Annotated in this window: 11 protein-coding genes and 1 pseudogene; 7 read left to right on the top strand and 5 right to left on the bottom strand. The window is 66.0% G+C overall.

Annotated elements, in window-relative coordinates:
- Positions 1 to 2: 2 nt before the first annotated feature.
- A complete protein-coding gene (locus IVB23_RS04120) occupies positions 3 to 494 on the bottom strand; it encodes a YaiI/YqxD family protein (protein ID WP_247802531.1) in 492 nt (163 codons plus the stop codon).
- 105 nt (positions 495 to 599) lie between these two features.
- On the opposite strand from IVB23_RS04120, the gene IVB23_RS04115 reads away from it, so the two are divergent.
- The gene (locus tag IVB23_RS04115; RefSeq protein WP_247802530.1) at positions 600 to 1400 is read left to right on the top strand and encodes a hypothetical protein; all 801 of its coding nucleotides are present in this window, start codon (positions 600 to 602) and stop codon (positions 1398 to 1400) included.
- Positions 1401 to 1566: 166 nt separating this feature from the next.
- On the opposite strand, the gene IVB23_RS04110 is transcribed toward IVB23_RS04115, so the two are convergent.
- Entirely contained in the window at positions 1567 to 3939 is a 2373-nt protein-coding gene (locus tag IVB23_RS04110; protein ID WP_247802529.1) for a xanthine dehydrogenase family protein molybdopterin-binding subunit, read from the bottom strand.
- A gap of 209 nt (positions 3940 to 4148) precedes the next feature.
- On the opposite strand from IVB23_RS04110, the gene IVB23_RS04105 reads away from it, so the two are divergent.
- Complete coding sequence (locus IVB23_RS04105) at positions 4149 to 5234, top strand: Ppx/GppA phosphatase family protein (protein ID WP_247802528.1); 1086 nt, start codon at positions 4149 to 4151, stop codon at positions 5232 to 5234.
- 2 nt (positions 5235 to 5236) lie between these two features.
- Positions 5237 to 5935 carry an RlmE family RNA methyltransferase gene (locus IVB23_RS04100; protein ID WP_247802527.1) on the top strand — a complete coding sequence of 233 codons (699 nt, stop codon included), beginning with the start codon at positions 5237 to 5239 and terminating at the stop codon, positions 5933 to 5935.
- Positions 5936 to 6040: 105 nt separating this feature from the next.
- On the opposite strand, the gene IVB23_RS04095 is transcribed toward IVB23_RS04100, so the two are convergent.
- Positions 6041 to 7531, bottom strand: coding sequence for an MFS transporter (locus IVB23_RS04095; RefSeq protein ID WP_061876761.1), 1491 nt, complete (start codon positions 7529 to 7531; stop codon positions 6041 to 6043).
- Positions 7532 to 8041: 510 nt separating this feature from the next.
- On the opposite strand from IVB23_RS04095, the gene guaB reads away from it, so the two are divergent.
- From guaB to IVB23_RS04080, 3 genes are all read left to right on the top strand, one after another.
- On the top strand, positions 8042 to 9535 hold the full coding sequence (guaB, locus tag IVB23_RS04090) for an IMP dehydrogenase (protein WP_247802526.1): 1494 nt from the start codon (positions 8042 to 8044) through the stop codon (positions 9533 to 9535).
- A gap of 263 nt (positions 9536 to 9798) precedes the next feature.
- A complete protein-coding gene (locus tag IVB23_RS04085; protein WP_247802525.1) occupies positions 9799 to 10821 on the top strand; it encodes an NADP-dependent oxidoreductase in 1023 nt (340 codons plus the stop codon).
- A gap of 150 nt (positions 10822 to 10971) precedes the next feature.
- Positions 10972 to 11268 (top strand): hypothetical protein, encoded by a 297-nt coding sequence (locus tag IVB23_RS04080; RefSeq protein ID WP_247802524.1) that lies wholly within the window; start codon positions 10972 to 10974, stop codon positions 11266 to 11268.
- A 14-nt stretch (positions 11269 to 11282) separates the two neighbouring features.
- Here the strand turns inward: IVB23_RS04080 and IVB23_RS04075 are convergent, their stop codons facing one another.
- A complete protein-coding gene (locus tag IVB23_RS04075) occupies positions 11283 to 12125 on the bottom strand; it encodes a metallophosphoesterase (protein WP_247802523.1) in 843 nt (280 codons plus the stop codon).
- 69 nt (positions 12126 to 12194) lie between these two features.
- Positions 12195 to 12290 (bottom strand): annotated as a pseudogene (locus IVB23_RS39415) (acriflavin resistance protein); the annotation flags it as partial.
- A 122-nt stretch (positions 12291 to 12412) separates the two neighbouring features.
- Here IVB23_RS39415 and IVB23_RS04065 point away from each other — a divergent pair.
- Positions 12413 to 12835, top strand: a complete 423-nt coding sequence (locus tag IVB23_RS04065) for an MAPEG family protein (protein WP_247802521.1) — start codon at positions 12413 to 12415, stop codon at positions 12833 to 12835.
- Positions 12836 to 12854: the final 19 nt, after the last annotated feature.

The raw sequence follows: 12854 nt of genomic DNA, 5'->3' as shown, positions 1-12854 counted from the left end.
CATCAGCCCCGACTGGTGGCGGCCGCATCAGCGCGGCGGCGCTGGATCCGGCGCAGCGTCTGGTCGAGCGCCGAGAGGAAGGCGGAGCGGTCGCGCGGCGCAAACGATCGCGGGCCGCCGGTGACTTCGCCGGCCGAGCGCAGGTCGGTCATGAGATTGCGCACCGCCAGCGTCATCCCGATCGATTCCTCGGTGAACGGCTTGCCGTTCGGCGCGATCACGTCGGCGCCCGCCTTGACGCACCGGCTCGCCAGCGGAATGTCCGACGTCACGACGACGTCGCCGGGCCTGGCACGCTCCGCGATCCAGTCGTCCGCGGCGTCCATGCCGGTGCCCGCGGCGATGCGCTCGATCAAGGGGGCCTGCGGGACGCGAATGAAATTGCCGGCAACGACGCTCACGGGCACGCCGTGCCGGAGCGCGACACGGTAGATCTCGTCCTTCACCGGACAGGCGTCGGCGTCGACATAGATGCGGGTGGGGGTGTCAGTCATTCGCCGCGTGGTACCCCATTCGGGCCCTAAAGGCGAGGGGATTGACCCCGGTTCCTCAGGCCGTACGATTGCTCCTGAACAACAAGAAAACAGGGAAGATGCCCCATGCCGAACCGGCTCGAAACCTACCGCGTCGAGGCCCACAACACCGCCAAACAGTCCGAAAACAAGATGCACGACGACAACGTGGCGCGCCGCTTCGGTTTTTCCGGCGGGCTGGTCCCCGGCGTCGACGTCTTCGCCTACATGATGCACGTGCCGATCGCGCGCTGGGGGCGCGATTTCCTCTCCCGTGGGCTGGTCGAGGCCCGCTTCATCAAGCCGGTCTATGACGGCGAGACCGCCGACGTCGACGCCACCGAGCACAACGGCCTGCTGACCATCGAGGTGTTCAGCCGCACCGAGCTGTGTGCGACCGGGACGGCCTCGCTGCCGGCGGCGGTGCCGGCGGTGTCGTTGAGCGACTATGTGGAGGTGCCTGCCGTGGCCGAGCGCAAGCCGGTCAGTCCCGCGACGTTCGAGCTGGGCAAGTGGCTGGGCACGACGCCCCGACGCTGGGCCGGGCAGGACGCCAATGATTATCTCGCCGACATCAGGGAGACCGACCCGATCTTCACGCGCGAGGATCTCGGCCATCCCGGACTGATCCAGCGCGTGATGAACCGCGTCCTCGTCGACAACACCATTCTGGGGCCCTGGATTCACGTCGGCAGCCGTATGCAGCTGCTGTCCGCCGCACGCGCCGGCGACGAGATCGCTGCGCGAGCCAGGGTGATCGCAAACTACGAAAAGAAGGGCCACCGCTTGGTCGAATTCGACGCGCTCGTCGTCGCCAACGGCACGACGCCGCTCGCGCACTGCCAGCACACCGCGATCTACCAGCCGCGCGAGCAGGCGGCGGCGTAGGCTCTTCACCTCGCCCCGCTTGCGGGGAGAGGTCGGCGCGAAGCGCCGGGTGAGGGGGAGTCTCCGCAAGGACGGTGAGAGGTTGGATTCGCGGAGAGTCCCCCTCACCCGAAGCCTCGCTGCGCTCCGGCTTCGACCTCTCCCCGCAAGCGAGGTGAACACACAACTACGCCGCCTTGGCCTGCGCCTCCTGGATCGCGCGCCACACGCGCTCCGGGGTCAGCGGCATGTCGATGTGCTTGATGCCGTACTCGGAGAGAGCATCGATCACCGCATTCACCACCGTGGACAGGCTGCCGGCGCAGCCGGCTTCGCCGCAGCCCTTGCTGCCGAGCGGGTTGGTGGTGGCGGGCACCGGGTGGTCGCCGACCGCCATGTTCGGCACGTCCTCGGCGCGGGGCAGGGCGTAGTCCATCAGCGAGCCCGTGATCGGCTGGCCGCTCTCGTCGTAGCGGACGTGCTCCATCAGCGCCTGGCCGATGCCCTGGACGACGCCGCCATGGAGCTGGCCCGCGACCAGCATCGGGTTGATCACCGTGCCGAAATCGTTCACCGCGCTGTAGCGCACGATCTGCACCACACCGGTGTCGGGATCGATCTCGACCTCGGCGACGTGGCAGCCGTTCGGGAACGCCGAGGCCACCGGCTCGCTGGTGTGGTCGACGTCGAGGCTGTCAGGCACACCCTCGGGCACCTTGCCGTCATGCAGCTTCTTGGCGAGCTCCATGATGTCGATGCTGCGATCGGTGCCGGCGATCGTGAAGCTGCCACCTTCGAACTCGATGTCGGCCTCGGACGCTTCCAGCATATGTGCGGCGGCGCGCTTGCCCTTCTCGATGACGAGCTTTGCGGCCCCCACGATGGCCTGGCCGCTCGCGGTGATCGAGCGCGAGCCGCCGGTGCCGTTGCCGGTGTGGACGATGTCGCTGTCGCCCTGCACGAGCTTCACGCTCTCGAAGGGGACGCCGAGCTGCTCGCACAGCACCTGCGCGAACGGCGTGGCATGGCCCTGGCCGTAATCGAGCGTGCCGGTGATGAGCTGCACAGTGCCATCAGGGTCGAACACGATCTTGCCGAGCTCGGGGCTCGGCGGCGCAGTGACCTCGAGATAGGAGCCGACCGCGATGCCGCGCAGCTTGCCGGCCTTCTTGCTCTCCTTCTTGCGCTTGGCGAAATTCTCGTGGTCGGAGATTTCGAGCGCCTTGTTGAACACGGCCTGGAAGTCGCCGCTGTCATAGGTGACGCCGGAGGAGGCCGGGAACGGAATCTGGTTCGGCTTGATGAAGTTGCGCCTGCGCAAGGTCAGCCGGTTGATGCCCATCTCGTCGGCGGCGCGGTCGATCAGCCGCTCCATGTAGTAGTTCGCCTCGGGCCGGCCGGCGCCGCGATAGGCGCCCATCAACGTGGTGTTGGTCAGCACCGTCTTGATGTCGACCGCCATCAGCGGCGTGCGATAGACGCTGGAGAAATTCTTGCCGGTGTTGAGCGAGAGCGGCCCCGGCGCGACGCCGGTGATGTAGGCACCGAGATTGCCGTAACCGGAAAGCTTTGCCGCGAGGAAATGCCCCTCGGCATCGAGCGCCAGCTCGGCATGGATCTTCTGCGCGCGGCCATGGCTGTCGGAGAGGAAGCTGGTGGAGCGCTCGTCGAGCCACTTCACCGGACGTCCCAGCGCCTTGGCCGCATACAGGATGCACATGTATTCGGGATAGTTGATGTTCTTCATGCCGAAGGAACCGCCGACATTGGCGGTCAGGATGCGCACCTTGTCATTCGGCACGTTGAGGTTCTTGGCGAGATTGGCGCGGTTGCCGGCGACACCCTGCGTCGGCACCTGAAGCGTGTAGCGCTCGGTCTTCTTGTCGTAGGAGGCAAGGCCGACACGCGGCTCCATCGAGACCACGGCGACGCGGGTGTTCTCAATGTCGATTTTGGTGACATGGGCGGCGCTGGCAAAGGCCGCGTTGACCTTGTCCATGTCGCCATAATGGTAGTCGAGCGCGACGTTATCAGGGATGTGGTCGTAAAGCTGCGGCGCGCCGGGCTTGGCGGCCTCCTCGGGATCGGTCACCGCCGGCAGCGGCTCGATGTCGAGCTCGACCGCCTCGGCGGCGTCGCGCGCCTGCGCCAGCGTCTCCGCCACCACGAAGGCGACGGGATCGCCGACGAAGCGGACCTTGTCGGTCGCGAGCGGCTGGCGGTTGGTCTGGAGCAGGGGCGAGCCGTCACGGCTCTTCAGCGGCAGGCCGCAGGTGAAGGGGCCGTAACCGGCAGCATCGAGGTCCTTGCCGGTCCACACCCCCAGCACGCCCGGCATCGCCTTGGCGGCATCAAGGCCGATGCCGCGGATGATGCCATGGGCATGGGTCGAGCGGACGATCACGGCATAGGCCTGGCCGGGCAGGTTGAAATCGTCGGTGTAGCGGCCCTTGCCGCGCACCAGCGTGTCGTCCTCCTTGCGGCGGACCGGTTGCCCGACGCCATATTTTTGCAGTGCAATAGCGTTCTCGAGCGTGGACGATTTGGTGTGTTCTTGCATGGAATTGACCTGAAAAGCCGGCATTTGCGCATTTTCGCGGCAGCGGGAGACCGGACTCTCCTCAGATAACCCACCACCCCGTTCACGACAACGCACGAATGGGCATGGTCCCATGTGATGCGTTGTTGCGCAGGCCTGCCGCGCTGCTAATGTTTCAGGCGAAAAATCAATTCCAGACCGGCCCGACCGGCCGCGGAAAGACAATTTGTATGAATGACCACACGCGGCTCCGCGACGGCCATGTAAGCCAACATGGGCCGCACGGCGAGCTGGAGCGGTCGATGGCGGCGGTGGCGTTGGCCGCCGATTCGGCCATTGGCGTGCAAGGGCCGGGAACCGGCGTCTATGCGGCGCTGGACCTCGGCACCAACAATTGCAGGCTGCTGATCGCCTGTCCGACCCAGGACGGCTTTCGCGTGGTCGATTCCTTCTCACGCATCATCCGGCTCGGCGAGGGCGTCTCCGCGACCGGGTGCATCAGCGAGGCCGCGATCGAGCGCGCCATCGCGGCGCTCAGCATTTGCCGCGACAAGATCAATCTGCGGAAGGCGCGGCGGCTGCGGCTGATCGCGACCGAAGCCTGCCGTGCGGCCTCGAACGCGGAAGGGTTCCGCAGCCGCGTTGCGGCCGAGACCGGCATCGAGCTCGAGGTGATCGACCGCGAGACCGAGGCCTCTCTCGCCGTGCTCGGCTGTTCGCCGCTGGTCGACCCCAGAGGACGCGGCGCGATTCTGTTCGACATCGGCGGCGGCTCGACCGAGCTGGTGCGGATCGAGCGCGACCCGGAAAACCCGGAGCCGCGCATCAAGGCCTGGATGTCGATCCCGTACGGTGTGGTCACGCTCGCCGAGCAGTTCGGCGGCCGCGACGTGACGCCCGGGATCTATGCCGCGATGGAGCAGGAGGTCGCAAACCATGTCGCCCCGTTCGCGGAGGAGTACGGCCGCGATCTCGCCGACATGCACCTGCTCGGCACGTCCGGCACGGTGACGACGCTGGCCGGCATCCATCTCAACCTCGCGCGCTACGACCGCCGCCGTATCGACAGCATCTGGATGAACGATGCCGATATCACCGCGACCATCAGCAGGCTGCTCGGCATGAGCTACGAGGAGCGCGCGAACAACAGCTGCATCAGCGTCGAGCGCGCCGATCTCGTGCTGGCGGGCTGCGCCATTCTCGACGCTATCCGCCGCGCCTTTCCGCTGCCGCGCCTGCGTGTCGCCGACCGTGGCTTGCGCGAGGGCATGCTGGTCGAGATGATGCGCGAGGACGGCGCGCTCAGGAGCTGGTGAGTATGGCCAAGGACACCACCGGCCGCTTGCACGTTCAGGTCAAGACCAAGGTCAAGACCGGCGGCAAGCGCAAACTGTCGTCGAAGCTGTGGCTGGAGCGGCAGCTCAACGATCCCTATGTCGCCAAGGCCAAGGCGGCGGGCTATCGCTCGCGCGCCGCGTTCAAGCTGCTGGAGATGGACGATAAGTTCCGGCTTCTGAAGCTTGGCATGGCCGTGGTCGATCTCGGCGCGGCTCCCGGCGGCTGGAGCCAGATCGCAGCCAAGCGCGTCGGATCGACGGAAGGCAAGGGCAAGGTCGTCGCGATCGATCTGTTGGAGATGCCGGAGATTCCCGGCGTCGATTTCGCGCAGCTCGACTTCATGGATAATGACGCCCCCGAAAAGCTCACCGCGATGCTGGGCGGCAAGGCGGACGTCGTGATGTCCGACATGGCCGCCAACACCACCGGCCACCGCAAGACCGACCAGCTCCGCATCGTCGGCCTGGTCGAGACGGCCGCTGCGTTTGCCTGCGACGTGCTCAAGCCCGGCGGCACGTTCCTCGCGAAGACGTTCCAGAGCGGCGCCGACGCCGAGCTGCTCGCCCAGCTCAAGCGCGACTTTGCCATCGTGCGCCATGTGAAGCCCGCCGCGAGCCGGCAGGATTCCTCGGAGCGCTACGTGCTCGCGTCGGGATTTCGCGGGGGGACACAGCAGTAGCCACATCATCCGTCATTGCGAGGAGCGTAGCGACGAAGCAATCCAGGCTGTTGCCGCGGAGGCACTCTGGATTGCTTCGCTGCGCTCGCAATGACGAGCGAGAAACTACCCCAGCCGTTGGTCCCGCACGTCCTGCGTATCCTCGCTCGCCGCCTTGACGGCAGCCTTCTCCGCGCCCTTGCCGGCGCCCTTGCGGCTCGCGATCTCCGCCGCCTTGCGGCCGGAGATCTCGTGGCCGGCATCCGCGGGCATCTGCCAGAAGAACCAGCTCGACGCCGCAGAGGTCAGCGCTACAACGACGAAGGCCGGCGCGAACACGGTGGCATTGAGCTCGCTGACATGGTGCAGCCACATCGTGGTTTCCACGCTCGCCGCGCCGACGGCGACGCCGGCCGAGACCGCGAGCTGCTGGTTGACGCTGACGAGGGTGGTAGCACGGCTCATCTGCGCGGTCTCGACCTCGGCATAGGCGACCGTGTTGATCGCGGTGAACTCGAGCGAGCGGAAGAAGCCGCCGACCACCAGGATGACCATGATGATCAGCAGCGGCGTCGATACCGTGAACAGCGCGCAGACGCCAAGGAAGAACGCGCTGACGATCGCGTTCACAGTCATCAGATTGCGGAAGCCGAAGGTGCGGATGATGCGGGCGGCCAGTGTCTTCATGCCCATCGCGCCGAGCGAGGAGGCGAAGGTGACGAGGCCGGAATGGAACGGGGTTAGCCCGAAGCCGATTTGCATCAAGAGCGGCAGCAGGAACGGCAGCGCGCCGATGCCGAGGCGGAACAGGAAGCCGCCGAACACGGCCGCGCGCAGTGTCGGCAGCTTCAGAAGTGAGAAATCCAGCACCGGCGATCCCGTGCGCCGGGCATGCATGACGTAGAGCGTCATCGAGATCGCGCCGCCCGCGACCAGCGCGGCAACGGTGCTCCACGGCAGCAGATTGAGGCCGGCAACCGACAGGCCGAAGGCGATGCCTGCGAGCCCCAGCCCAGCGAGCACCATGCCGTAGAGATCGAACGGCTCGCGTTCCTCGCTCTTGATCGGGTCGATGAAGCGCAGCGCCATGAAGATGCCGAGCAGCCCGATCGGGATGTTGATCAGGAAGATCCAGTGCCAGGACGCGTAGGTGGTGATGAACCCACCGAGCGGCGGGCCGATCACGGGGCCTATGAGGGCAGGGACCGTCACCCAGGCCATGGCATTGACCAGCGCACTCTTGTCGACCGAGCGCAGCAGCACGAGGCGCCCGACCGGCGTCATCATCGCGCCGCCCATGCCTTGCAGGATGCGTGCGAAGACGAAGTCGGTGACCGAGGTCGAGAGCGCGCAGCCGACCGAGCCGACCATGAACACCCCGACCGCGATCGCGAACACCATGCGTGCGCCGAACCGGTCGGCGGTCCAGCCGCTCGCTGGAATGAACACCGCCAGCGACAGCAGATAGGAGGTGATCGCGAGCTTCAGCGTCAGCGGGCTGGTGCCGATGTCGGCCGCGATCGCCGGCAGCGAGGTGGCGATCACCGTCGAGTCCATGTTCTCCATGAAGAGAGCAGTGGCCACGATCAGCGGGATGACGCGTTGCTTGTCGACCATGACGGATTGGTAATGAAATCGGAAGGAAGGGCGGAGCTGCGGCTTATCATTGCCACCAGGCGGAGACCATTGTGGATCGGCGCATGGCACCTAAGTCCCGCGTAACAACGGTGTGACCCTGCGTCTCCGTCATTTCGGGGCGTCGCTTCTCGCTCCGCCGTCATTCCGGGGCGCGCCCCGTGGCGCGAGCTATGGTGCGCAATTGCGCACCCGAGAATCCATCGGACCGTAAGATCCGCTGCGAGATGGATTCCGGGTTCGCGACTTCGTCGCGCCCCGGAATCACGGCGGAGGGGGCGGCGTACCGACCCCGCCCAGCTGAATCGGCCAAAAAACCCCTGTGCATGGCTGGCCGGCGGCCCGAATTGCTTTGATTCGTCACGCGGCCGTGCTATCGACCCGCGTCAACCCCACCGATGGGCTCCGATTCTCCGGCGATGCCGCAAGGCACGCCGAGGGCGGCGCTCATCCATAAGCATTTGCGGCAGGGCCGCAGGAAGGAGTTGGCAGATGGCCACGGTGCAACTTCAAGGCATCCGCGAAGCCCTTACGTTCGACGACGTGCTGTTGAAGCCGGGCCTGTCCGACGTCATGCCGGGCGAGGTCGACATCCGTTCCCGCGTCACCCGCGCCATTCCGCTCAATATTCCGATCATGGCCTCCGCCATGGACACGGTCACTGAGGCCCGCATGGCGATCGCCATGGCGCAGGCCGGCGGCCTTGGCGTCATCCACCGCAATTTCGATCCCGAAGGGCAGGCCGCCCAGGTGCGGCAGGTCAAACGCTACGAGTCCGGCATGGTGGTGAACCCGCTCACCATCAGCCCCGACGCCACGCTCGATGACGCGCTGAAGCTGATGAGCGATCACGGCATCTCCGGCATTCCCGTCGTCACCGGCGCGGGCAAGTCCACGCCCGGCAAGCTGGTCGGCATTCTCACCAACCGTGACGTGCGGTTTGCGACCAATCGCCAGCAAAAAATCTCCGAGCTGATGACGCACGAAAACCTCGTCACGGTCCGTGAGAATGTCAGCCAGGACGAGGCCCGGCGGATGCTGCACCAGCACCGCATCGAGAAGCTGCTCGTCGTCGACGAGCAATATCGCTGCGTCGGTCTCATCACCGTGAAGGACATGGAGAAGGCGGTCGCCCATCCGCTCGCCTGCAAGGACGCGCAAGGGCGCCTGCGCGTCGCCGCGGCTACCACCGTCGGCGACACCGGCTTCGAGCGCACCGAGCGCCTGATCGATGCCGGCGTCGACCTCGTCGTCGTCGACACCGCGCATGGCCATTCCCGTCACGTGCTGCACGCGGTGAACCGCATCAAGCGTCTGTCCAACTCGGTGCAGGTCGTCGCCGGCAACGTCGCCACCACCGAAGGCGCGCAGGCGCTGATCGACGCGGGCGCGGATTGCATCAAGGTCGGCATCGGCCCGGGCTCGATCTGCACCACCCGCATCGTCGCCGGCGTCGGCGTTCCCCAGCTCACCGCGATCATGGATGCGGTGGAAGCGGCGAAGAAGTCCGACATCCCGGTCATCGCCGACGGCGGCATCAAATATTCCGGCGACCTTGCGAAGGCGCTCGCGGCCGGTGCCGACATCGCCATGGTCGGCTCGCTGCTCGCCGGCACCGACGAGACGCCCGGAGAAGTGTTCTTGTGGCAGGGCCGTTCCTACAAGGCCTATCGCGGCATGGGCTCGGTCGGCGCGATGGCGCGCGGATCGGCCGACCGCTATTTCCAGCAGGATATCAAGGACACGCTCAAGCTCGTGCCTGAAGGAATCGAGGGCCAGGTGCCCTACAAGGGCGCGGTCGGCCACGTCATGCACCAGCTCGCCGGCGGCCTGCGCGCTGCGATGGGCTATGTCGGCGCACGCGACATGAAGGAGCTGCACGACAAGGCCCAGTTCGTCCGCATCACCGGCGCGGGCTTGCGCGAAAGCCACGTCCACGACGTGACGATCACGCGCGAGAGCCCGAACTATCCGGGCGGGGGTTAGTTCTACTCTCACCTTTGACGCCGCGCTCGTGCCCCGGACGCAGCGCTTCCTCAGCGGTGCGCTGCAGAGCCGGGGCCCATCGCGAGGCTTGGTCGCGTTTCGCGATCTGGGTCCCGGCTCTGCGCAGCAGCGCAAGAGCGCTGCAGCGCGTCCGGGACAGGAGGGATGCGCGTGACGAAACGCCATCAAACTCCATCGCTTTTATATTGACGCGCTTCTCTCCCTCCGCTTCGCTCGCGCCGACAAGCAATCCGGAGGAAGCCATGGTCCAAGCCAAACGCATCGTTCTCGCCGCGCGTCCCGTCGGCGAACCCAAGCCGTCTGATTTTCGCCTGGAGGAATTTGCCGTTCCGACGCCCGGACCGAGCGAAGTCCTGTTGCGCACGATCTGGCTGTCGCTCGATCCCTATATGCGCGGGCGCATGAGCGAGGGGCCGTCCTACGCTGCACCGGTGCCAATCGGCGGGGTGATGGAAGGTGAGGCGGTCAGCGAGGTTGCGGCCTCCAACAATCCCGATTTCGCGGTCGGCGACATCGTGCGCATCCGCTCCGGTTGGCAGACGCATGCGATCTCGAACGGCAAGGGCCTGATCAAGGTCGATCCCAAGCTCGGGCCGATCTCGACCTCGATCGGCGTGCTCGGCATGCCCGGCATGACGGCCTACACGGGCCTGCTCGACATCGGCAAGCCGCAACCCGGCGAGACCGTCGTCGTTGCCGGTGCTTCCGGCGCGGTCGGCTCGGCCGTCGGCCAGATCGCCAAGATCAAGGGCGCACGCGCGGTCGGCATCGCCGGCGGCAAGGACAAGTGCGACTATGTGGTGAAGGAGCTCGGCTTCGACGAGTGTCTCGATCACCGCGAAACCGATTTTCCGGCCAAGCTGAAGTTCGCCTGCCCGAAGGGCATCGACGTCTATTTCGAGAATGTCGGCGGCGCCGTGTTCGAGGCGGTGTTCCCGCTGCTCAATCCGTTCGCGCGCGTGCCGGTCTGTGGCCTGATCGCCCATTACAACGACACCGAGGCCAAGCCGCCGAAATGGGCCGGCGCAATGATGCGCAACATCCTCACCAAGCGGCTGACCTTCCGCGGCTTCATCGTCTCCGACTTTGCTGCCCGCCATGGCGACTTCCTTCGCGACATGTCGACTTGGGTCCGCGAGGGCAAGGTCAAGTACAAGGAGTTCGTGACCGAGGGCCTGGAGAGCGCGCCGGCTGCCTTCATGGGCCTCCTGAAGGGCGCCAATTTCGGCAAGCAGCTGGTGCGGGTCGGGCCGGACAAGGCCTGAGCCGCCGCTTCCCGCCCCGGAAGGGCCGGGAATGGTTAAGAAAGAGTCACCGATCGGCCACACCTGCTCGCAAAAACCGCCGGTGGGCGCGCCGGTCGATTGACGGGCCGGCGAAGGCATTGAATCATCGCGCATATTTCAGGTGTTGCGATGTTAGAGATTGGTATTTTCTGCGTCATTGTGCTGGCCGCCGCCTATTGGGCGACCATGTTCGTCATGGGCCGTCGCGACGACGTCATCCATGGCAAGTTCGTCCACGTCGACGAGGAGGGCGATTTCACGCAGGCCGCGATGCCGGTGCCGCCTCCATTCCCGAAGCGTCCGGTCAAGGTTGCGCAAGCTCCAGGGCATCCGCCCGCCAATGATCTGGCGGCCAAACCAGTGAACAGCGAGGCTCTGCAATCCCTGCTCGCAGCGATCCAGCAGGATCTCAAGAGCGTCGCCTGAGAACCGGTCGCGAGCTAATGCTCGCCGCCCATCTGGACGAGCAGCTCCTCGATGTCGACGTCCACCTGGCCCGCCGCGCGGACGTGACGAACCTCGAGACTGTCGGGCTGGAAGCGGTATTCGACGAGCCCGACTTCCTTGATCGCGATCCGGTCCTGGCGCTGATCGTTGATGACGAAACCGGCCGACGGCGCCCAGACGTGGCGGGTGCGGCGCCAGGTGAAGTCGCGGCGCTGGTGCACATGACCGCTGGCGACGAGACGCAGGTCGATAGTCCCGAACATCTCGATCAGCCGCGCCCGCGCCGGCTGCGGCACATAGCGGATCGAGGTCTCCGGCGTCTCGGGGTCGTCAGGCAGGTTGAGAAACAGCGGCTTGTGCAGGAACAGCGCGGCCGGCCTGCCGTTCGCGCGCGATAGCTCGGAGGCGAGCCAGTCGAACTGCTCGGCCTCGAAGGCGAGTCCCGAATTCATCACCAGCGAGTTGAGGCCGATGAAGCGCCAGCCCGCGGCGTCGAACGACCAATGGTCTTCGCCGATGATGTCGCAGAACTGCTGGCGGTGCGTCTCGCTGACCGGCGGCTTCGGCGCCGGCCCGATCGCGGTCGGATTGTCGCCGATGTCGTGATTGCCGGGCAGGTAGCGGCAGGCGACGGGTAGGGCCTCGTGCAGGCCTTTCGCGAATTCGACGTCGTCGCGGCCGGCCGGCCCGTCGAACGAGACGTCGCCGGTGTTGACGACGAGATCGGGCCTGTCGGCATCGATGTGCTCGCTGACGCGGTGGAAGTTGGCGATCAGGCCGGGAAAGCGCCGGCCGAGATGGGTGTCGGAAATCTGGGTCAGGCGAAATTCGGGCATGCGATCATCCTACCCGTCGTCGCGCGTCGGAACGATGACGGCGCGGGCATGGATCGCAACGAACAAAGTTTAAAGCACGCGGTAGCGGATGGTGTAGCCGTCCTGCAGGGCGACGGGGCCGGCGAGCGGCGAGGCGATGCGATCGGCGAGGTGCCAGGGGCCGAAATCGCTTTAGCGGTCGATGATTGGTCGCAAGGCCGGGAACGCCGGTTCAAGTCGTTCATTGTCAGCGGCAGAAGTCGCGGCTAATGACGGTCGGCGGCATTTCGCCTCTCGGGAAAGTTCCGATGTCCGTTCAAATGGTTTTGCTGCCGGTCTTCGTGCAGGTCGCTCTCACCTTCGCGCTTCTGATCGGGATGGTCGTCGCGCGCCGCAAGACGCTGGTCTCCGGCGAAACCAGGATTCGCGACATTGCGCTGGGCGAGCCGAACTGGCCGAAGGGCGCCACACAAATCGCCAATTGCTACCGCAACCAGTTCGAGCTGCCGGTGCTGTTCTACGTCCTGATCGCGCTGGCATTGCCTTTGCGCCGCGCCGATCTCTTCATCGTGCTGATGTCCTGGGTGTTCGTCGTGGCGCGCTTTGCCCATGCCGGGATCTTCGTGTCCTCGAACGATCTGGGCCGGCGCTCCACCGTCTGGCTTGCCGGCGTGCTGGTGCTGCTGGCGATGTGGATCTACTTCGCGCTGAAGCTCTTGCTGCTGATCTAGGCGCTTGCGCGCCGCTTGA

Source organism: Bradyrhizobium sp. 191, from assembly GCF_023100985.1.
In the GTDB taxonomy this organism is placed as follows: Bacteria; Pseudomonadota; Alphaproteobacteria; order Rhizobiales; family Xanthobacteraceae; genus Bradyrhizobium; species Bradyrhizobium diversitatis.
Note: the sequence above shows the minus strand (reverse complement) of the source record. Positions and strands in the feature narration are given on the sequence as shown.

Excerpts from the sequence above, each read along its gene's own strand:
- IVB23_RS04075 (WP_247802523.1), bottom strand. The coding sequence starts at position 12,125 with ATGCCCGAATTTCGCCTGACCCAGATTTCCGACACCCATCTCGGCCGG.
- IVB23_RS04065 (WP_247802521.1), top strand. The coding sequence starts at position 12,413 with ATGTCCGTTCAAATGGTTTTGCTGCCGGTCTTCGTGCAGGTCGCTCTC.
- IVB23_RS04100 (WP_247802527.1), top strand. The coding sequence starts at position 5,237 with ATGGCCAAGGACACCACCGGCCGCTTGCACGTTCAGGTCAAGACCAAG.
- IVB23_RS04095 (WP_061876761.1), bottom strand. The coding sequence starts at position 7,531 with ATGGTCGACAAGCAACGCGTCATCCCGCTGATCGTGGCCACTGCTCTC.
- IVB23_RS04110 (WP_247802529.1), bottom strand. The coding sequence starts at position 3,939 with ATGCAAGAACACACCAAATCGTCCACGCTCGAGAACGCTATTGCACTG.
- IVB23_RS04115 (WP_247802530.1), top strand. The coding sequence starts at position 600 with ATGCCGAACCGGCTCGAAACCTACCGCGTCGAGGCCCACAACACCGCC.
- IVB23_RS04080 (WP_247802524.1), top strand. The coding sequence starts at position 10,972 with ATGTTAGAGATTGGTATTTTCTGCGTCATTGTGCTGGCCGCCGCCTAT.
- IVB23_RS04120 (WP_247802531.1), bottom strand. The coding sequence starts at position 494 with ATGACTGACACCCCCACCCGCATCTATGTCGACGCCGACGCCTGTCCG.
- IVB23_RS04085 (WP_247802525.1), top strand. The coding sequence starts at position 9,799 with ATGGTCCAAGCCAAACGCATCGTTCTCGCCGCGCGTCCCGTCGGCGAA.
- guaB (WP_247802526.1), top strand. The coding sequence starts at position 8,042 with ATGGCCACGGTGCAACTTCAAGGCATCCGCGAAGCCCTTACGTTCGAC.
- IVB23_RS04105 (WP_247802528.1), top strand. The coding sequence starts at position 4,149 with ATGAATGACCACACGCGGCTCCGCGACGGCCATGTAAGCCAACATGGG.